This window comes from Photobacterium sp., assembly GCF_057456235.1.
This window is the reverse complement of the sequence record NZ_JBVCPH010000002.1, coordinates 272,858-294,244: the sequence shown is the minus strand read 5'-3', so window position 1 is coordinate 294,244 and position 21,387 is coordinate 272,858. Positions and strand designations below refer to the sequence as shown.

Here is a 21,387-nt window from a genome sequence, read left to right as displayed (position 1 = left end):
TCTTTATTCACGTATTTTCTTTTGATTAACTAAAAGGTGATACCCTACTGAAGAATTCGCTGAGGAACCGGCAATGACAGTCATTACCAAGAAAAATAACTTTTTTTATCTTACCTTTTCCCTGATTGCTCTACTGGTTGCATCGTCGCTGGCGCAGGCATTACCTCAAGGGCTTCTCGATTACTTCCTGCAATTTTTCATTATCGTGGTTTTTCTGGTGTGCTTAATCAGTCTGAAAATCGATCAAAACTGGTATCGATTTCTTCTTACCATCAGCGCCTGTATGGTGGCCACCATCCTGGTCCATAATTTCCTAAACCTGACGGCCACTAACACTGTCATGATGACATTAGTACTGATTTTTTTCGCTGGTACTTTTAAATCGACAGCTCGGCAGATCTTGTTTACCGGCGCGATTGACGGTAACAAGATCATCGGATCTGTCGCCCTTTTCTTATTGCTGGGCCTTATCTGGGCTATGGCCTATCTACTTATTATTGAATTTTCGCCCTATGCCATTAAGGGCCTCGAACCGGCCCCCTGGGGTGATAACTTCTCAACAGCGGCCTATTTTAGTTTTGTTACCCTGACCACGCTAGGGTATGGCGACATCAGCCCGGTATCACCGGTGGCTCAAGTGTTAGTCTATCTTGAAGCCATTGCCGGGGTATTTTATATGGCCATTGTCGTCTCAAGCCTGGTCAATGCGCGGCAAGACACACAGAATAACTAACGGAAAATGCCTGATATTTCAAGTATTCAAACGACACCGATACCTCTTCTCACGTTTGTTAGCTGAGACTCGGTGGCAATCAGATATTTATATGACCACCTGAATATTAAATGGCGACAATTCATTCTCAGACATTGATAATATTATTATTCCCGGCTAAAAAAATACTCCCCCTTTATTTATCATCTAGGAAAACCAACATCTGGTATTCATTTACGATCACACCAAGGTAATAGTTATTCAGCAACCTTCGTTGTTTCGGAACAAATGGTTCATTAAACTATCTTAAAATTAGAAGCAGAAAAGCTGATTAAAATAGCACAGCCCTTTATACAAGGATTAAAAGCTAACCGGAATGAAAGGCCGTCTATGATAACGGAACTCAGTGCTAATGGAATAATTGGGTGTTATCTGAACGTTTCAACAAAGCCTCGGTAAATTGATGAAAGTAGGGTTTCTTTTTGAGGAGGCTGAAATTTCTATTAAATTTTGCCTGATATAATGGCAAATCTATGATTGAAGTTCATGAGCTCACGGGAGCTACATATTCTTTATCGGGCTTTATGTTAACGGTTTTGTACAGCTATCACCTAAATATTCGATGATAGCTGTATTCAGTGCTGATCATTCGTCAGTAATATAAATATCCCGTGACTTTGCCAAATGCGTCGTCACCATTCCACATTTGATAGCCGATTTCGCTTCGTACTCCCCACTGGCGAGCGGGCGACCATTGCCAGCTAAGTGTTGCTTTGGAGTGATGTTCAGCTTCAGTATCGATAAGTTTCAATACCTGCGTATTGATAGCAATTTTGTTATTCGGATTAACCTGCATAACAATGCCCCCCTCAAGCCCAATACCCAATTCGGCTGATTGAGAGGTGATATCGCCCGTATTGATTTCGCCTGATGCCAACAGGTAGCTATGAATCGTGTTCGGATTGCCCCAGGACTTGCCCAAACCACCTTGCAGGAACCAGCGTTCTTTCCATTGACTATCATCGGGCTGACGGTCAAATCCCCCACGAGCATTCCATGACCAGCTGTTGAAAATGTCGTTATCTGGCGCTAGGGACATAACATCGAGGATATGAAATTTTTCTAGGCGTGATGTCCCTGACTCGCTAACGCTTAATTCTAGATCGTAAAGGCTGATTTGAGCTCCGGGAATAAAACCACCTGAACGATCCAATAAGTCATGATAGTTCGCACGCCATGCAAGATGCATTTTGTTGCCCGCATGGTGGTTGTAAATCGCCCCGATACCAATACGTGCGGAGCCGTGAGATTCCTCTGGTGAGATTAGCGGAACCTCTACAGGGGGGAAAGGTGACCTGACTTTAATTTTACTGCGTTCTATCAATAGTTGATTAAGTCGCGGGGCGGCGATTGTTCGATCTAAATCGGCTTCATCATAAAAGCGGAAGTTTAGCCATTCGTAGGCCATCTCAATAATGGCTGCGCGCTCAGTGTCAGAATATTGGTCGGGCTCTGGAAGTTCACCTTCCATCGCTTTGTAAGCCGCCTGTAGCTGATGCTTATCCAACTGTTCGGAGAAATGTAGCAGGCGAGTGCCATAGGAAGCGCGATAACTGGCATCTTCCAGCAAGCCTTTATCCTTCAACGCAGAGATTGTATCTGATGGTATAGCACTGAATGTAAACTGATCAGTTAAGTTGAGATCGTCACGCGCCAGTTGCAGTAATGACAGTAATTGGTATGAGCAATTTTCGTCCATATAGTAGTAATCGAATATGGCCGGTTGCAACTCCCACAGGTGAAGTATAATTCGCTCTACTTCACTTTCGGTCAGATTAAGCGGAAACTCCCAGATATCCCGAGACTCTAAATCATTATACTCACGAACCTTTCTGTAGTACGGCATCACACTGAAATAGCCAGGGTAGCTACCTGCGAATCCCTTTAAGGCAAATGTTGCAGGGTTATCCGATGGATCCGGATCGGCGGCAAAATTGATAGCATATGCTACCAGCTCTTTATGTTTTGTCTGATTATGCGCATCGATTCGCAGAAGCGTGTGTCCAAACATGGACTCAGGGTTATTGATAAACGCGGTAGGAAAGACCATCGTCAATCCCTGAGGGGAAATGGTTGATTTCCAATCATCAAAATCCTCACAAACCGGAGTAACCTGCTCGAATTGCAGGCTCTCTTTTAACCATGCAAACCGCGCCGGGTACTGGCAAGCATATTTTTCATAGTCACTGCCACTGAACTTATCCAGCGTCGCTTGAAGTTCTGATAATGGGCTTTGTTTACCTTCTGGCGAGAGAAAGAACTCCGGACTATCAACCTGACTTTTCCATGCTGATAATACTGCTGGTTGATAATGCCCCAATTTGAGCCAATAGGAATGCTTTGAGAGTGTCTCGATGTCAGCCTGGCTAAAATTGTTCTGTGCATGTATTTCAAACGACAAGACAGGTGCAGAGAAAATAAACAGAGAAGTAATGAATTGTTTTAATGACGGAATTTTAAGCATGGGTAACCATAAATAGAAAAGCGCCCAAGCACGAATGCATGGACGCTCTAATCAGAAAAACTGTTATTAAGACAGTGTATAGCCTGCTAGAGCTGAATCATTAGCAACTACGCTGTTTAGGTTGTTCATTACTTCGTCAGAAGTCACATTAGTCGATGTGAATACATTTGCGAATTGTGATTGAACAAGCTTTGCAAAGTGAGCTTTGTCTGCTTCTTCAATACCCCAAACTTCAGAAAGAGTTGCTAGGCTGTCACCTTCGCCACGAGCCATGTCACGTGCAAGCGTATCCATGTTACCGTCGATGAACATAGCAAGTTTTTCAGTAGATGTGATCTGGCCGTTACCATCACAACCTAGAGTACCGAAAGTAATACCAAACGTCTGGTTACCAGAAGTGCCGTTCAGAGTCGCGCCAAGGATCTTCATTGGTTTACCTTCTTGACCTTGAAGAACCATAGAACCCAGACCACAACCAATATCTTGATCAGCCATTGCGTTGCTGAATGGAAGAAGTGAAATAGCAGCCACTGCAAATAGTTTTTTCATTATTTCTAATTCCTATATATCCACGTCATTTAATGTGCGTGAATTGTAAGTTTTGCCTTATTAATAAGGCTTGAAATGCATAGAATACGATACATTAAGCGTGCATATTAAGCAGTAAAGTGCATTCAATTGCAATGAAATAACTATAAATTTGAACTCATTTCATATTATTACTTGATAACTAAGCGTTGCGGAATGATAAGTGACCAGTAAGAGCTCGATAACTAATCATAGAAAAGCACTCGTGAGCTTTTACCTCAGATCGCGTGTTCAATTATTCTGTCAGATCGGTATCTATCCAGTATTTTGATCCTGAAATATTGGCATCAATCAACAGTCCTTTTTCACCAATCTGGTAGATTACCATTCCACCGTTGTATTTAGCGGTGAGCTCGGCACTTTCAGTTCCCGCAACGACGCTCATTTCTGAAGTTGCTTCCCAACCATCACTGACAAAGCCGTCAAAGGTCTTTTGATCTTCAAAAAAGATCACTTGCTGATAAAACTTGCCACCAAAACCCGCGGCTAATCCAGCCCCGAACATCTTCATATAGGTGTGGCTGTTCGTTTGACGATTTATCGCAACCCCAGCCCCTTGGTTGGTGTGAAGCAGCAATGAAAATTGACGCGAATCGAACACCGCATAACCGTAAGCTACGTCGAACAATAACTTTGCTGAAGGCTGTTTATTGAACAACCGAACCAGAGCGGTATCTGCCATAATATTGAGTGCTTCACGGGCCTCATCTGGCGTTTCCGGTTTCAGCATTTCATCCAACTTGGCTTCACCGGCATCAAGCCATTCCTTACCCGTCTCAATCGAACTATCAGTCCATTCGCCGGCAGTATTGAATGCGTCTTCTCCCCAGTCAGACACTGAATCCCATGTTTCTTTAGAGAAGTCAGACACACTTTCCCAGGCTTGCTTACTGCTTTCGCTGACTTTAGTGCCAATCTCTGACGCTGTTTCCTTCAGCTCTTCCCAAGTTGCATGGGCAGGTAAAGCAAACAGACTCAGTGCAATAACAACGGCTCGATATTTCATAGCAGTACCCTCTTTGTGAAGCCGATAGCCACATCAATGGCTATCGGTATCAAAGTGACTCAGAAAGCGACGTTAACCAGAAAAGAAATCAATTAACCCATCGCTGTTACTTCTGCTTTGGACGGAATGGCTTAATAACGCCCTCATTACACTCAAAGTATGGGCCGTCCATCAGGTCGATACAATAAGGTATCGCAGGAAAAACCGCATCCAGGCATTCACGGATAGATTTCGGCTTACCCGGCAGGTTTACAATCAGGCTATCGCCGCGAAGACCCGCAGTCTGACGAGACAGAATCGCCGTCGGTACAAACTTCAAGGATTCAGCACGCATGAGCTCGCCAAAACCTGGCATCATACGATCGCATACCGCTTCGGTTGCTTCCGGTGTAACATCGCGCTTTGCCGGACCGGTGCCACCCGTTGTCACAATCAGGCTGCAGTTCTGCTCATCGGCCATTTTGATCAGTGTTGCTTCAATCACATCTTGCTCATCCGGGATCACTTCATACACTGGCTCCCAAGGTGACGTCAGATAGTCATTCAAGGTATCGATAATCGCCAGACCAGAAATATCTTCGTAAACGCCCGCACTTGCACGGTCACTGACTGTCACAATACCGATTTTCGCTTTGCTCATGTGTTATCCCTCGACCCTGATGGCCTTGCATGTCAATTTCAGCTCCTACGTCCATACCCGCAGACTTTGAGCCCGAGATAATGAACATAGAAATATCAAAAAACTTCTTAGAATGATTTGAGATGCAAGTTTAAGGAATAACGCCCGGAGGTTAAAGAGGCTGGATCAAGATAATAATATCAATCAATTAAAAATATTACTTTATTGGAAAGCATGATGCGCAAACACTTGCACATTAAGCTTGGTATTCCCTATTTGATTTCCCCTTATAAAGGATAGATCAACCAAGATAAGCCATTGTATAAAAAGATAAAACATTACGATCATGGTATCCAGAACGATTAAACCAGATCAATTGCTAAGTTAAGTATTCCATGGAATATATCCAATGAAGAAAACGCGGCAACAGAGATCAAAAAGAAGTGAGAAACAATGACCTCACTTCTGTCTTGAACTAATACCGGTTAAAAGGAAACAGCACTACTGATATCGTTTTTCGAAACAACAGAACCGCCCTTTAAAACATAGGCACAATTGGGGATATCGATAACAACATTTGAGACTTTTTCACAATCAAGCAGTACCAAATCAGCCCTTTTGCCAACACCAACACCATAGTCCTTAAGCCCTAACGCTTTTGCTGGATTATATGTCAACATAGGTAAAATTGTTTTTTGATCATCTGCACCACCAAGATGACAAGCAGGAATAGCAAGCATTGATATATGCAATAAATTACCGGTGCTAAAAGGTGTAAATGCGTTTTGAATATTATTGGTTGCTAGGCAGACATTAACCCCACCATCTCGTAAGGCCCTGACAGGAGCAATCATACGACGAACACTGTATTCATCTCCCCTCGCCCCCAGATGCATATCTGTAGCGGGCAAACACATCACACTGATTTCTGCGGCTTTTATCAAGGAAATAAGACGTGTTCTTTCCTCGGCATTGACTGCATCTAAGGCTGTCAGATGCCCCACACTTACTCTTCCTTGCCAGCCTTGTTCAATGGTTTTATTAGCGACATACTCAATGGATAATGAATCGGCATTATCAGAAAAATCCTGATGTAAATCGATATCCTTATCAAATTCTTTTGCTAATTCAAAAACAAAATCAATATGCTCTTTTGCGGAAGAATCATTATATGGGATACCACCCACAACATCCGCTCCACGCATCATTGCCTCATACATCATTTCTTTTGTGCCTTCTGCTTTTATAATCCCCTCCTGAGGAAAAGCAACGACTTGAATAGTAATGATATCTTTATATTTCTCTCGCAGGGCCAAAACAGCATCTAAACCTGTAAAGCCTTGTGTCGGGTCAAATTCGGCATGGGCCCGAACATGCGTTGTGCCATTACGCACCAGTGCACGTAATGCTTTCGTCGCACGCTCAGTGATATCAGCAGACGTGAAGGTCGGTTTCAACGCTGCTGTGACGGCTATAGCTTCTTGCAATGTACCCGAAGCATTAGCCTTTCGATCCATAACATAAGCTTTTTCAAGGTGCAGATGGCTCTCTACAAACCCCGAAACAAGGACACGACCCAATCCCGCGATTTCATCGTTACCGACGCCTTCTATGCATGCTTCTATCGTTGTGATATAGCCATCGATAATACCTATATCAACAAGATGAAAATCATCAGTAATTCTTACTTGTCTTATAATTAAATCATAATTCATCTTAACCACCTACAAAGACTGAAATAACTATCAATAAAGCGAGACAAGCCAAAACATATGGCGTATTTCCTTTTGATACTTCTATAACTGGAATGCGGAAGCCTGATGATAATGCCTGCATTGTAATATTAACCAAACTCATTTGGCTACCCAGACCGACGGCAATAGAAACAAAACCAATTTGAACTGGTGTAAAACCTAATAATACCGTTACCGGCAGAACTAGCGTTAGGATAGAACCAACATAGGCACCAGCCGGTACACCCACAAAAAATCCGGCTAATATTGCGACAGGAACAACTATGCCACCAGGAGCTTGCTGAACAACACCCGCAATACTATCAAATGCGCCTGTTTCTCCGATAATATTGATAAAGGTTAGGAAGATCCCGACACCAAAAAGGCGGGTCAAGATATAGGATGAACCATCAATCATAGAATCAACTGATTCCGATAATGTCATCTTGCTGAAAATAAAGATTAACGCGATAGTCACGATGGAATACATCAATGGACCGAATAATGGGCTACCCAATACAGAGTTCAATCCAGGACCAGCAATAACAGCAAAAAGTAAGAAAATTGCAGGAATAGTTAGTCGCCATAATTCTGCTGGTGTCTTATTTTTAAACTCATCCGACTCTTCACCAACAAATAATTTTTTACTGCGCTTAATACCAACAAATGCAATCACTATCGAGATAGCAACAAATAATAACCAGAAAGGTCTCATAGAAGCGACATATTCTGCCACAGGTGTTCCGGACAAACTGGAAACAATACTACTTTCTAATGACGCTGGTGAAGTAGTAAAGGAGGCCGCGGCGGCAATAGACATACCGGCAATAACAGGAGGAATGGCTCCTACTGCTGCAAACGCAAGCGGCGCAATAACCATTGCACTACCACCACCAATACCTGACATATACGTTGCCGCAGCTTGTAAAATAACAATGAAGGCGCCGACATACTCCAATCTTCCGCCAATAGACCTACGTACTAACGTTAAGGCTGCAGTATAACTACCCGCTTTAAAAACAGCAGCCGCAATAGCAGAGTTAATAATTGGGACGGTTATCTTGAGCATCGAAGGAATAGTATCAAGTAGCATTTTATTGGCAGTAGAGATACCAACCCCCCCCAAAATCATTGCCATAACACCACCGGCCAATGCTGCAACCAACATATCAACCTGCATAAACAACAAAACTAGGATAAGTAAAAGGGGCAGAACACTGACGGAACGGTATAGAACAGTACTTGAATCACCTTGGGCAATAAACGCAAGCACAAAGCCCATAAAGACGATTGCTAGCAGGCTTATATTTTTACGACTGAGTAAAGACCCCGTCTCATTATCATCAGACAGGCTTAAACTTTTGTAATTTGACATAAATCAAATCTCTCTTTAATTAATTACCTAATCGGTTAAAACAATCAGTAACTTCTATCCAAAATACAATTAATGACATAAGTAAATATGCAAATACCGTTTTTACACACCGGTATTTGCATGATTACCAATAACCATGCCAATCTATTAAGGCTGTTATTCTTGGGTGATTTTAGTACCCGCTGTGCCGTTTAGAGAATCCAGAGCAAGGTTGAGATCTGCAATAACACCGACAGCTGAAGGGGTTGCTTCAACATAACCAATGATCGCATCAACTTTTGGCTGCATAGAGCCTTTGTCAAAGCTGTACTCTTTAAGTTTTGTTGTTGTGACCGAATCCAGTTTAACTTGATCTGGTTTTCCCCAGTTAAGGTAAACGCCATCACCGTCCGTCAGAATAAGGAAATAATCAGCGCTAATTTCACGTGAAAGCAATGATGCGGTAGAGTCTTTATCAATCACGCAATCAATATTATTTAGCTCTCCGTTATTATTCGCCACAGGGATACCACCACCACCACCGCAGATAACGATGTTGTCATTTGCAAGAGCTTGCTTAATGGCGTCACTTTCATACACTTTTTGTGGTGCTGGTGAGCCAACAACACGACGGTAGTATTCACCGTCTGGGCGTACTACCCAGTTGAATTTTTCAGCCAGTTCAGTTGCTTCTTCAAAGCTGTACACTTGGCCTATAAATTTTGACGGGGTTTCAAAAGCTGAATCATTCGCATCAACTTCGACGTGAGTCAGAATAGACGTAATATCTTTTTTCACTAGCTTACGTAATTCTTGTACGAGCATGGTGGCGATCATGCCCTGCGTTTCTGCAACCAAGCAGCTTAGTGGATAAGAAGGCACGGCATCGTAGGCGTCATTTTGCTGGCATAATAAGCCAACTTGAGGACCGTTGCCGTGCACGATTGCAACTTGATAATGTTCGCTTAATTTAGCAATAGATGCCGCCGCAACTTTTACACTTTCAAGTTGATTTTCATATGACGCCACTTGCCCGCGACGTAATAGGGCATTACCACCTAATGCAATAACAATTGTTGGTTTCATAATAATCTCTTATTGTATGTATTCGAACGCTAAACCGATCCCGAGAAGTGTATCGAGACCAGACGTGTGTCCGTGCTTGATGAATTGGTTAATTTCAAATTGCTTTCTGTTTATATCTTTATTAAAAGCTAAAATTAAACGATATAACGGATAGGAAACGTCACCTTTGACCGCATCCTCAATAAAGCTCTTGCTGATAGATGTTGTCTGCATATTGATATCTATCTGCTGCAGAGCTTCAATTATCATTGGAATATATTTATCTTCTTTACCAGACAAATAAATCACTGCTAACACGCCAACTAAAGCATCATCAAAGCTGGGGGTTAATCCTTGTCCTGTACCAATCTTGTCTACCACGCATTTGGCAGTCATTACATTCGGCTTCTGGAGGAACTCAACTAATTTATCAATAGGAGGTAATGTCTCTTTTAACATTACGTGGTTTGTGTATCCAAAGCCATTATTGCCTTTTTCTGGTAAAAAAAAGCATGATGGAACACAACACAATTCACTATTTTTTTTGACAGCTAGCGTTAGTTTTCTTACTGCCGGTATAATACTGACGTGTCCAACTTTGATCGTACCGCTAATATCAACAATAACATCTGTTATGGTATGAAATAACGATTTAACAAAGTCATAATCGTCACGTCTTAAAGTTAATCCGAAAGAGCTCATATAATGAACATTAGGGTGCAGTGAGAATAAAACCCCGTCTTCATTGATTAAATTAATGGCTTTATCGTGAATACTCAACAGACTATATTCGCCCTGTAATCTCAGGCTTGAAGAAACTGCTTGTGCCGGTAATGTAATCATAATGACACTTAGGGTCAGCAACTCTTTGCTGCTGCCCTCCTCTTTCACGTTGTTACGCGTCGACTTCTGCGGCAAGTGCTTCTAGTGCCGTTTCAAAACATCCAATTGGTGCACGTACAGTACCGGCACCAACCTGACCAATACCCGGATCTTTGTGTGCGATACCGGTATTGATTAATGGTGTGATACCCGTTTCGATAACTCGACGAATATCAAGGCCCAGACATGCACCTTTGAAGTTCCATGTTGGAATTTGAAGCATATCATTGTTATCTATATAGATTTCGCTCATTTCATCAGAGGTATCAAGTGCTGCATCAAAGCCACCCGCACCAACGAAGCGAGTCACACCAGGCGCTGCAATCATCGCTGCGCCACCGACACCGAATGCTTCAGTGATAGCACTGTCGCCGATATCTGAGTTTGCATCACTCTGACTGTAACCTGTAAAGAATAGCCCTTCAGGTGTGTTAACCGGAGCTGTAAACCATTGGTCGCCAAGGCCACTTACTCGGATACCGAAGTCTTTACCGTTACGAGTCAGTGCTGTAACGATTGAACCTTTACCAACAGATGCAGCTGCGTCCATGACCGCTTTGCAATATGCCATTGTTAAGTTTAAGAAGAACTGATCCGTAACGCTCAGGAATTCAAGTACTTTTGTGATTTTCGCAATGTCTCTGTCTTGGCGTGCAATGTGCGGCGCTAGTGTTTTTGCCAAAATCGCTGATGCAGCAATGTTACGCTGGTGGAATTCATCACCCATCGTGATTGCCTGTGCCATGATAGATGTTAGATCAATGCCACCTTCAATTTTGCTTAGCGCTTCGTCCAGCATTGGAGCAAAATCATCACGCATCCATACAAGGCGTTCTTGTACATCTGGGCCGTAGGCACCAAAACGCATCACTTTACCGATACCTTCGTTAAGGTTGCAGTACGCTGTATTGCCATGTTCGGTGTTCTTCACAACGATCACAGGCATCGTTGCAGAAGTGATACCACCCATTGGGCCAACTGCATTTGCATGGTGGCATGGCAGGAAGTCAATTTCGCCTGCACTCAGGATCTCCAGAGCTTCTTCTTCTGTCTTGACCCAACCTTCATATAAAGACGCACCAATGCACGCGCCTTTCATTGGGCCCGTCATGTCTTCCCATTTAATTGGTGGACCAGCATGAAGCAGAGTTCGTTTACCGGCAAGCTCAGGAATAACATCTGCAGCAGGCTTTACACCAACCCAAAAAGGTCGTGCTGCTTTGATTTTTGCTACAACTTCTTTGTTTGCTTCATTCATATCGTATTTCATGTTCGTTCACCTAGATTAAGACAATTTATTCAATAATTCAGTCAGATGTGCATTACCGCCTGCGACAGGAGCCCAGCGGTAGTGAATTGCGGTTGCATTACATGTCAGCAAGTCTTCCGCAAATCCGGATAGACCGATGTTGATAATTTTTGGTTGCTGCAATAAATAATGCGGTGCTTCGTTTGACTCTTGCGGCAGATCGCATGATGTCAAAATCGAGCTGAATGTCACCGCTTCAGATACTGAATCAACAACTTTGATTTCCGCACTCTCAAGCGTCGAAATTTGCTCTTCACGATTTTGAGGATCTTCAGTCGTACCGGTTACGGTTGCGATGACAGCAAAAGGCGTTTTTCGTTTTTCACGAAGTTCTTTTACCGCGTCAGCAATTGCACCAGCAGGATCCATGTGGCCACCAAAACCGAGTACCACATCTATAAGGAGCACGCCGAAATCCTGATCGATGAGGTCGTGAATTTGGTCGGTTCGGGTTGATGGGTCGATCATTGGATGCGGTCGGCCAACCGTATACGCATCATCACCAAGGTCAATGATCAGGTGGCCCTGGTCGTTGAGCATCTCACCATTTTCGTGTGTACTAGACACTTTCAAGCCAAATTTTTCTGCAACCAGCATACCGGCTTCAGCAGCAAGCGTACCGCCCGTATAGAGACCGCGAATCTTTTGACCTTTAAATGAATAGCCACCAAGCTGTGAACTGAATGCAAGAGCATCAGCGAGTTGGTTAGCCGTTTTTGCCGCTTCATCTAATGTATAGGAAAGGTGCACATTTCCCATTCTCTCAGCTTCCGGTTTATCGCCGAGGAACAATGCGACAACAGGTTTGCTGAGTGTTTGCATTTTTTCAATAATATCTTTGCGAACACTAGGAGCCGGCGGTTTAGAGACAAAAGCAATCACTTGTGTATCATTGTCTTTGTCCAGCATTTCTAATGCGATTTTGGCACTGATACCGCCAACTTCTTCAGACAAATCTCGGCCACCCAGACCCAGCGCATGAGTCACGCCACCACCCAGTAATGCTATTTGAGAACATAGCTCCTGGATACCGGTGCCAGATGCGCCGACGATGCCGATTGGCCCTTTAGGCATTCTGTTGGCAAATGCCAGAGGGATACCTGAAAGGTACGCGGTACCGCAGTCAGGTCCCATAACAAGTAAACCTTTATCACGAGCCTGTTCTTTCAATGCGCGCTCTTGTGATGCAGAGACATTGTCTGAGAACATCATCACGTTAAGGCCGCGATCTAAAGCCTGCTGTGCCGTTGCTGTTGCATATTCACCAGCAACAGAGATCAATGCCAGGTTTGCATCAGGAAGAAGTTTTTCTGCACGCGTCCAGCTACGTGCCATAGGTAACATTTTACCTTTTGAACCACTTGCAATATTAGCCAGTTCCGCATCAAGGTTGGTTGAAACCTCTTCAAGCACTTCTTGAGAGTCAGTATCTGCATCAACCGCAATACAGATATCATTCGGTGTCGCTGTTGCAAACATTTCGTGCCATAGACCCGTCGTCTGAAACAGATCTTTGTTTGCTGGTGTGCCCATCATTACGGACACTTGATTCACGGAGTCCATTGACGAAAGTTTTTTTGAAATAATCATCAAGCTTACTGAATCTTGAAAGCAACTTGATTTAATAAACGCGTTTATCATTTTGTACCTCAATTAGAGTAATTTGTATGGCAAGAAACTCTTCCCGTTAATTACGCTTTTTTCTCATTAATGCCGGAAAATGAAATTAATCCAACAATTAGTAGAGCCGCAGATAAATAGAAGCTTGATGCTAGGCTTCCTGTTGTGTCAGTCATAAAACCAGCAAGAGTCGGTGCGACAATCGATGAACTCATACCGATAAAGTTGAAAAGACCGAACGCCGATGAGTATTGTGATGGCTTAACACTGTCAGCAACACATGCAACTAGGATTGGGTCTAGTGCAAGCTTACCGACTAAGCCATAAACACAGATTGCTCCAATGACCATTGGCATCGTTGGTAAATACGCGATACATGAAACACTGATGATTGCCGCGATAAGTAGAGGAATAGCAACAACTTTTCGCTTGCCGATTTTGTCAGAAATTTTTGACCACAGTAGCGCACCAGGGATAGAAACCCAGGCAACGAGAGATGAAATAAAGCCAATTTCACTACCTTCAATACCACGTTCAGACTGAAGATAATACGGAAGCCACGTCAGGATAACGAAAAAGCCAAATAGTGAGCAGAATACCGTTACATAAACACGTAACAAGTTTTTGTCTTTAATTAACTCAAGAAAGCTAACCTTCTCCGTCTCTTGATCTGAGCTTGCTTCTTTTTTCTTCTCTTTTACAAAAAACAAGATTAGCAGGGCAACGATAATCGTTGGAATTGCCATCACATAGAACGGCATACGCCATGTAAAACCAAGATCATAAACAAGCCAACTTGCAACCATGAAACCGCCAGCAGTACCAACAGCCATACCTGAGTTGATTATGGCAGTACCGAAAGAACGCTTGTCTGCTGGAATATGCTCGCTTGAAAGGCCGTATTGCGGGCCATAGTATGTACCTTGACCGGCACCTGTTGCTCCTCGAGCAAAAAGCAGCGCGGTTAATGATTTCGCCCAACCTGTAACGGCTGTAAAAATACCAAAAATGATGAAGCCAGGTACGAGGACTTTTTTCTTGCCAATTTTGTCACCAAGTATTCCCGATGGAACTTGCAACGCGGCATAAACAAAGAAGAATGCAGAGTTAATTAAACCCAATTCGGTATTGCTTAAAGAAAATTCTTTCTGAATATCTCCCATAACAGGATTAAGAATAGTTCGGTCGGCATACATAAAAACCCAGCCTAACCAGAACATTCCAACGGTAACCCACCACGCAGGTATACCCACCTTTTGTATAGCTGACTTACTAATAGTCTTTTCGTTCATAATATTCCCTTTTTACGGTATTTAAATTCTGTTTATATTTACGCTTACTGAGAAGAATATTAAAAGTGATGCAAATCACGTAACAATCATTGTTCAGGTTTTTTAAACAATGGGTTTGGTATAATTAGAATATTTAATAAACCCTTAAATTTAAGGCGGAAAATAATTTTAAGTTATTGATAAATATGGACAATAAAACAATCCACGCAGACATGTTGCTTTTATAAAAAATGGGTACGCATCACATTGGAATCTGCCTTATTTGATATAATCGTTAACAATTAATAACTGAGTATGTATTGTGATTTTGAAATATATAGCTGCTGCAGTCTTTTTTTATGTTCTATGTTCCGGAATTTCATATTCAAGTACAGCACAAGCCAACTCGACGATCCGTTTTCACCACGATATGGCGATTAATAGTGCGCTACATGAAGGTGCCATTGCATTTCAACGTGAAATGGCGAAGTTGAGCGATAATAAAATGACTGTCGAACTTTATCCTGCCAACAGTCTCGGTGACGATCAGTATGCAACTGAGCTTTTACAAATTGGTATTATTCAAGTAGCCGTTGTTCCGACATCAAAATTAGCCAACTTTAGCCCCAGTTTAAAAACACTTGACTACCCATACCTGTTTGGCAATAAAGAGAGTGCTTATCGCGTGTTGGATGGCCCGATCGGAGCTGAGATGCTGGATGATATGCGAAGTAAAGGCATCGAGGGAGTTGGCTTCTGGGAATCCGGCTTCAAGCAAATTACCTGTAATAATGTCTTTAGCCAAGAGAAGCCTGAAGAAGATGAAATTCTTAAAGGCATACCCGTTCGCATTATGGCGAGTGATGTTCTTAATAAGCAATATCAAGCAGCTAAGGCACTTCCGCTAGTGATCCCTTTCAGTGAAATTTATGTCGCCCTGCAGCATGGTCTAGCTAAATGTCAGGAAAACCCAATTGTCTCTATCGCAAAGATGCGAATTTACGAAGTTCAAAATGAGCTTCTTCTTAGTAATCACGGGTATCTTGGATATGCGTTTATTGTATCATCACGTTGGTTTGATTCGCTAAATGACGAGGAAAAACGAATCCTTCGCGCTGCAGAGCAAACGGCTAGAAATGAGCAACGCAGAATCTCATCAGAACTTGAGCAGAGTTACCTGCAGGAAATTTTGAGTTCAGGATCCACCAAGTTAGTTTCGTCAAACTTTATCACACCTTTAAAACGTAAATTTCTTCAAGTTGAAGCTGATCCTGAAACTCAGAAGATGATTGTTAGGATCAGAGGAAATGAAAAATGATCAGATCTAAAATCTTCTATGTCGCTCTAGGGGGATTAATGCTCTGTGTTACTCTTTTACTTATTTCAGAGGTTATACTGCGTAGTCTGTTTGGCACTTCACTCAGTTGGTCTTACGAAATAGCACGTACATTAATGATCTGGATGGTTTATATCGGCGCTATCGACCTAACTTATCGTGAAAGACATATCAATATCACTGTAATTGAAGATAAATTTCCAATATTAAAGAAGGTGACACGTTTACTTATGCTTAGTACCCAGCTTGCAGTTGGTTTAGTTTCTATTTCCTTTTTAAATATTATTATACCTTATGGTCAGACATCATCTACCACAGGACTACCGACATGGCTTAACTATGTTATTATTCCTGTTGTTTTCATTATGATGTTGTTCAATAAACCAGCAAGCAATTATGAGGTGACCTTATGATCATTTTACTTGTTTGCATGCTGTTAGCACTTATTATTATTGGAATGCCCATTTATGGCGCAATTTTATTTTCCTCGTTGGTGTATATATTCATCCGAGGTGATATTTACCCTGAACTTATAGCACAACAATTATATAGTGGCATTGACAAATACTCTTTACTCGCGATCCCATTATACATTTTTGCTGGAAATATTATTTCTTCATCCTGTATTGGTGAAAAAATAGTTTTATTTATGAAAAAAATTTTTGGCCACCTCCACGGTGGAATGGCGATCTCAACCGTTTTAAGTTCAATGTTTTTTTCACTGATCAGTGGGTCAGCTCCTGCAACCGTGTTAACGGTTGGACGTCTTTCAACTAAATCTATGCTTGATAGCGGATACAGTAAAAAGTTTACCTTGGGACTCATTGTCAGTACCGGCTCATTAGGTATTGTCATTCCTCCAAGTATATTCCTAATCGTTTATGGTGTCGTAACGGGATCATCCGTTCAAGATCTCTTCAAGTACGGTGCAATTGGTGGATTTATTTTTGGCAGCTTATTTATGCTCGGAACAGCTATTTATGCCAGAATTAATGGATATCCGCGAAAGAAATTGGCTTCTTTTCGTGAACTTGTGAATCAGTTTATCGATTCTGCACCGTCGTTGTTACTTCCGACTATTGTTATAGTTGGCATCTCAACAGGTATTACAAGCCCAACTGAAGCTGGTGTTATTATTATTGCCTACGGTATTTTTTTAGGTAGCCTTATTTATCGTGATTTATCGCTAAAGTCAATTTTCCAAATTGCGGTCCAATCAGCTTTAACCTGTAGCCAAATCATGATCATTATGGCTGCCGCCAGTCTACTTGGTTGGTTGATTGCTGAGAGTAATGTTCTTAATGTTATTTATTCATTATTCAGTGGCTTTGATAACCTTTTTATACCTTTATTACTTCTCAATATTATTTTTTTAGTCCTGGGTATGCTGATTGATGTTACATCTTTGGCCGTTATTCTCAGTGGTATTATTGTAGCAATAAGTAAGAGCCTTGATGTATCACTTGTTGCTATTGGTGTTATTATGGCGGTGACCGGAGCCATTGGTATGTTTACCCCGCCATTTGGTTTGAGTCTTTTTGTCGCAAAAGACATAGGCGGAGAGTCGTACACAGACACAGTTAATGCGTTAAAACCTTTCTACTTGATGTCGTGTTTTGCTTTGCTTGTCGTCAACATAGTTATTCTTGCTCTGGTTTAATGAGCAGATAGGAATTAGATAATGCTCAACTTAGACCTTGAATCAATCAGAACCTTTTTAGCTGTTGCAAATTGCAACTCGTTCAATCAGGCGGCAAAGCAGGTTCATCGCTCAACAGCAACAGTGACTTACCGCATCAAATCGCTAGAAAAAGAGTTTGGTGTGGAACTGATCAAAAGAAGTACACGCTGTGTTAAGTTAACGTCTGACGGAGAGTATTTAAAAAACAGACTGGAAGTACTTATTAATGATTTTTCTGGACTAAGTACAGACATTCATCAAATGAAAAATAATATTGAGCAATCTGTCGGTATCGCAGTTAACGAATTGCTTTATGATAGATTTGCCGTTACAAGACTTACCAGCTACTTGCATGATAAATACCCAAATACCGAAATTTGTTTTTTCCGTGAAGTGTATAATGGTGTTTGGGGTTCACTGCTGTCAGAAGACTCTCAGTTCGCTATTGGTGCGCCGGGTTGGCATTCGATCAGTAATGATCTTGAATCTACGTCTATGGGGGAAATCACATGGATGTTTGTTGCTTCACCTACCCATGCTGTGAGCCGTTGTCATAAAATACTGTCAGATGATGAACTTAGAAAATTCACAGCGATTAACGTCGAAGACACCAGTCGTCATCTTGTTCGACGTAAAGCATGGTTGCTCAAGGGGCAAAAAGAGTTAATTGTCCCTGATTTTGAAACTAAAGTGCATATGCATACTCAGGGCATTGGAGTCGGTTTTTTACCTAAAAACATTGCCATGCGACTCCTTAATTCTGGGCAGTTGATCACTCGCAATGTTGCAAATCCTCGCAGTAACTCCCCTATATCTTTTGGCTGGCGCAAAGATGCGACAGGTAAAATTATTTCTGAATTGAGAGAGATGGTTCGAACTAATCATCCTTTGCTTGCGCCTTTCTGCGCGAATATTGACAAGCATTAGGTATCGGGGGGTATTCTAGGCTTACCGTTACAATCAAACCCACTTGATCTGTAAATTGTTCACATAAAGCATCCATTTTTTGGTCCAAAGAGTATTTGAACAACACAAAAGCTAGTAACGGTTAAGCCAGTAAGCTTTCTTTAACTGCGGTTACAACATGAAAATTTTGCTGTATCGTAACTTGATAAGCTTCGAACACAAAAAAGCCGTTGATAATCAACGGATTTTTTGTTTTTAATGTGGCAGAGAGATAGGGATTTGAACCCTTGGTTCTCCCAAGCATCAGGCATAAAAAAACCGCTGACAAGTCAGCGGTTTCTTTGTATATGGCGGAGAGATAGGGATTTGAACCCTAGATACGCTATAAACGTATGCCGGTTTTCAAGACCGGTGCTTTCAACCACTCAGCCATCTCTCCAGTGCGGCGGATAATACAGAGGTCTGTTCAAGCTGTAAAGTGGCTTACGGAAAATTTATTGTTAACTGCCAAAACTATCATCAACACGAATAAATATCCCTCAAATATATAAGCAACCACACCCGACGAAACTATCTGTTATGATTTAAGCCGCTTAGGATAATCATAATAAATCGGAATCACTTTTCCATTCCCCAGTTCCTGCCACGATGAGACATTAAACCCAAACACGATAATGCCACATGTCGGTACATTTTCGATCTCAAAGCCAAGCATATTCATCAGATCATTAATCGCAGGATTATGGCAAACCATCATCACTCGTTTCAGCCGATCGTCGGTTGCTTTAATCTGAGCGAGCAATTCAAACGCCGATTCAGTATACAGTTCAGTACTGATTTCAAGCTCCGGTGTATTGGCCAGTCCCTGAGCGAAAATATGCGCCGTCTGCTGTGCCCTGATTGCACTGCTTGTAACGACCCTTTGCGGTGTTGCCAGCAAGGCATTTAACCGTTCGACCATTGCAGAGGCATTTCTCATTCCCCTTTTGTTCAACGGTCGATCATGATCATCCAGCGTCGGATCATCCCAAGAGGATTTTGCATGGCGAAGAAGAAAAAGTTGTTTCATCGCTGTCACCTACGGTACTGAGCGGCCTTGCCTAAAGCCCGCTGAATTCTGCATCTTGAAGTAGTGTGACCATAGCTGTTATTGCTTTTCAAAAAACAGGGTTACTTTTCCGACTGTAAAACCCCACTTTGTCATTTCGGCAATATTAAACATCCGTGTCTCATCCTGACGGAACATCCAGTCGTCAAAACGAATATCGTAGCTGGTATCGTCTATTGGCACGCGTAATGTGTATTGCCAATTCAATGCGTTACCAACGGCCACACCTTTAGCCTCCCCCACTACATCACCCGCTTTACCAATATAAGTGTCGTTACTGCCGCGGGTGATTTTCCATATTCTTTGTTGTTGCTCGCCATCATCGAAAAGGAAATCTTCTTTTAAGGTCAGTGCATCTCCGTCGACGGTTCCCTGGATCCTGACATCGAACCGGCGTATCTGCTTTCCGCTATAGTTCTGAACCATCCCCCATGCCAATACTTCCCCTTCGAAATACTCAAACAGGTCAAACTTTGGTTGCGATTGGTCATATTCGCTGATAGAGGTTGAGCAGGCAGACAAGAGTAAAATCGATAGCGAAAAGAACCAGAACCGTAATCGTTGAGTCATCCTTTTATTCCTTTATTATGAAGATTATCCAATCAACTGACTTCTTATTTCAGGATAAGCAGTTTTCGGATCCAGCCATATCCCGAGAAAAGCCTTCGCCATCTCCTCGCTCTCCACGGTGCCTAGCAAGCGCTGATCCAGATAAAATGCCGCACCTTGCTCATTTACTACGAAAATCAGTCGATCACCTTTTTTCACATCAGGCCAGATTAGCGACAACTGACCTAACCATTGCTGACGCATCGACCGGTCAATCCCCAGATGCGCCCACTGCTTATCCGTCGCTTCCAGCAAATCCTCTTTATCGATATCTCGGCGATAACGAATCACCAATGCCATCTCTTGTTGATCAATATTATAAGTCCCATCCGGCGTACGTAATTCCGAATCGTAAATCACCCAAAATCCCCAGCTCAGCTCTGCGCGTCCGACTGTTTTCCAGATCTGCCAGTAAGATCCGGCATTCGCTGAAGTCACGGCCAGTAATAAGATCATGCTCACAATAGCAGTCAGCGACATATTGGCCCGGTATTGTTTTATATGCTGATAACCAGTCATGTTTTATCCCTCCCAACGGTGGATACATTTTTTCAGGAGTACTAAAAGAATCATGAAATAAACCAGCCAGGCCACCAGAAGGATTATCACAGTAACCGGTATACCCAATGGCCAGCTGACGGCTTCTAAGCGAAATCCCGCCCAATAACTGATCATTCCACCAATACTTCCTATAATAACCAATACGTATGGGGGGTAATTCTGGATCACTTTTCTTACCAGCCAGACAAAGGAACTAAAGCCGAGCCAGAGCAATATTAGCCACAGCGGGAGAGCATTCCCGGCAAACTGGTACACTCCGAAATAACTCAGCAACATATCCATTGATATGCCGGTAATACCGGCAATAATGGCAAATCGCCAGCTCCCCCGGAATGTCCACCAGCAGCCAATAAGCATCACAATTAACAGCCAGATATAATCAAACTGACCCCAGACAGCGAGCAACCAATAAAGATTAAAACCAAGGGTAATGGCAAGAAAATGAAGTCTTGGCATGTCTGAGCCTTTTGCTGTCGGTAAGTCGCGATGAAAATTCACGTTCT

The 21,387-nt window shown here is 42.4% G+C and carries 20 protein-coding genes and 1 tRNA gene; 5 read left to right on the top strand and 16 right to left on the bottom strand.

Annotated features, from left to right (window positions below; genetic code table 11):
* Window positions 1-73 precede the first annotated feature (73 nt).
* Window positions 74-733 (top strand): potassium channel family protein, encoded by a 660-nt coding sequence (locus tag AC2204_RS03945; protein ID WP_318924182.1) that lies wholly within the window; start codon window positions 74-76, stop codon window positions 731-733.
* A 631-nt stretch (window positions 734-1,364) separates the two neighbouring features.
* Here AC2204_RS03945 and AC2204_RS03940 read toward each other — a convergent pair.
* The 11 genes from AC2204_RS03940 to AC2204_RS03890 form a co-directional block, all read right to left on the bottom strand.
* Window positions 1,365-3,236 (bottom strand): Lnb N-terminal periplasmic domain-containing protein, encoded by a 1,872-nt coding sequence (locus AC2204_RS03940; RefSeq protein WP_318924181.1) that lies wholly within the window; start codon window positions 3,234-3,236, stop codon window positions 1,365-1,367.
* Window positions 3,237-3,302: 66 nt separating this feature from the next.
* Entirely contained in the window at window positions 3,303-3,785 is a 483-nt protein-coding gene (locus tag AC2204_RS03935; protein WP_318924180.1) for a DUF3015 family protein, read from the bottom strand.
* Window positions 3,786-4,059: 274 nt separating this feature from the next.
* On the bottom strand, window positions 4,060-4,830 hold the full coding sequence (locus AC2204_RS03930) for a lipid-binding SYLF domain-containing protein (RefSeq protein ID WP_318924179.1): 771 nt from the start codon (window positions 4,828-4,830) through the stop codon (window positions 4,060-4,062).
* A gap of 106 nt (window positions 4,831-4,936) precedes the next feature.
* The gene (gene mog, locus AC2204_RS03925; protein ID WP_318924178.1) at window positions 4,937-5,470 is read right to left on the bottom strand and encodes a molybdopterin adenylyltransferase; all 534 of its coding nucleotides are present in this window, start codon (window positions 5,468-5,470) and stop codon (window positions 4,937-4,939) included.
* A gap of 464 nt (window positions 5,471-5,934) precedes the next feature.
* Window positions 5,935-7,164 (bottom strand): amidohydrolase family protein, encoded by a 1,230-nt coding sequence (locus AC2204_RS03920; RefSeq protein WP_318924177.1) that lies wholly within the window; start codon window positions 7,162-7,164, stop codon window positions 5,935-5,937.
* Window position 7,165: 1 nt separating this feature from the next.
* Window positions 7,166-8,557 carry a hypothetical protein gene (locus tag AC2204_RS03915; protein ID WP_318924176.1) on the bottom strand — a complete coding sequence of 464 codons (1,392 nt, stop codon included), beginning with the start codon at window positions 8,555-8,557 and terminating at the stop codon, window positions 7,166-7,168.
* Window positions 8,558-8,713: 156 nt separating this feature from the next.
* Window positions 8,714-9,622 carry a carbamate kinase gene (locus AC2204_RS03910; protein ID WP_318924175.1) on the bottom strand — a complete coding sequence of 303 codons (909 nt, stop codon included), beginning with the start codon at window positions 9,620-9,622 and terminating at the stop codon, window positions 8,714-8,716.
* Between the two features lie 9 nt (window positions 9,623-9,631).
* Entirely contained in the window at window positions 9,632-10,444 is an 813-nt protein-coding gene (locus AC2204_RS03905) for an oxamate carbamoyltransferase subunit AllH family protein (RefSeq protein WP_318924174.1), read from the bottom strand.
* 52 nt (window positions 10,445-10,496) lie between these two features.
* Window positions 10,497-11,753, bottom strand: coding sequence for a YlbE family protein (locus AC2204_RS03900; protein ID WP_318924173.1), 1,257 nt, complete (start codon window positions 11,751-11,753; stop codon window positions 10,497-10,499).
* A gap of 15 nt (window positions 11,754-11,768) precedes the next feature.
* Window positions 11,769-13,433, bottom strand: a complete 1,665-nt coding sequence (gene fdrA / locus AC2204_RS03895; RefSeq protein WP_318924172.1) for an acyl-CoA synthetase FdrA — start codon at window positions 13,431-13,433, stop codon at window positions 11,769-11,771.
* A 50-nt stretch (window positions 13,434-13,483) separates the two neighbouring features.
* Entirely contained in the window at window positions 13,484-14,704 is a 1,221-nt protein-coding gene (locus AC2204_RS03890) for an MFS transporter (protein ID WP_318924171.1), read from the bottom strand.
* Between the two features lie 301 nt (window positions 14,705-15,005).
* Between AC2204_RS03890 and AC2204_RS03885 the strand changes: the two genes are divergently transcribed.
* Genes AC2204_RS03885 through AC2204_RS03870 form a run of 4 tightly spaced genes read left to right on the top strand, consistent with a single transcriptional unit; the run spans window position 15,006 to window position 18,627 of the window.
* Window positions 15,006-16,001, top strand: coding sequence for a TRAP transporter substrate-binding protein (locus AC2204_RS03885; RefSeq protein ID WP_318924170.1), 996 nt, complete (start codon window positions 15,006-15,008; stop codon window positions 15,999-16,001).
* Entirely contained in the window at window positions 15,998-16,432 is a 435-nt protein-coding gene (locus AC2204_RS03880) for a TRAP transporter small permease (protein WP_318924169.1), read from the top strand. Before AC2204_RS03885 ends, AC2204_RS03880 begins: the two co-directional genes overlap by 4 nt.
* Window positions 16,429-17,679, top strand: a complete 1,251-nt coding sequence (locus AC2204_RS03875) for a TRAP transporter large permease (RefSeq protein WP_318924168.1) — start codon at window positions 16,429-16,431, stop codon at window positions 17,677-17,679. The genes AC2204_RS03880 and AC2204_RS03875 overlap by 4 nt, the downstream gene beginning before the upstream one ends.
* A gap of 21 nt (window positions 17,680-17,700) precedes the next feature.
* On the top strand, window positions 17,701-18,627 hold the full coding sequence (locus AC2204_RS03870; RefSeq protein ID WP_318924167.1) for a LysR family transcriptional regulator: 927 nt from the start codon (window positions 17,701-17,703) through the stop codon (window positions 18,625-18,627).
* 327 nt (window positions 18,628-18,954) lie between these two features.
* Here AC2204_RS03870 and AC2204_RS03865 read toward each other — a convergent pair.
* The 5 genes from AC2204_RS03865 to AC2204_RS03845 form a co-directional block, all read right to left on the bottom strand.
* Window positions 18,955-19,045 (bottom strand) — tRNA-Ser (locus AC2204_RS03865).
* Between the two features lie 138 nt (window positions 19,046-19,183).
* Window positions 19,184-19,675, bottom strand: coding sequence for a SixA phosphatase family protein (locus tag AC2204_RS03860; protein ID WP_318924166.1), 492 nt, complete (start codon window positions 19,673-19,675; stop codon window positions 19,184-19,186).
* Window positions 19,676-19,753: 78 nt separating this feature from the next.
* Complete coding sequence (locus tag AC2204_RS03855) at window positions 19,754-20,284, bottom strand: DUF3833 domain-containing protein (RefSeq protein ID WP_318924165.1); 531 nt, start codon at window positions 20,282-20,284, stop codon at window positions 19,754-19,756.
* Between the two features lie 24 nt (window positions 20,285-20,308).
* Complete coding sequence (locus AC2204_RS03850) at window positions 20,309-20,842, bottom strand: chalcone isomerase family protein (protein WP_318924164.1); 534 nt, start codon at window positions 20,840-20,842, stop codon at window positions 20,309-20,311.
* A 3-nt stretch (window positions 20,843-20,845) separates the two neighbouring features.
* The gene (locus tag AC2204_RS03845) at window positions 20,846-21,382 is read right to left on the bottom strand and encodes a DUF2878 domain-containing protein (RefSeq protein WP_318924163.1); all 537 of its coding nucleotides are present in this window, start codon (window positions 21,380-21,382) and stop codon (window positions 20,846-20,848) included.
* Window positions 21,383-21,387 lie beyond the last annotated feature (5 nt).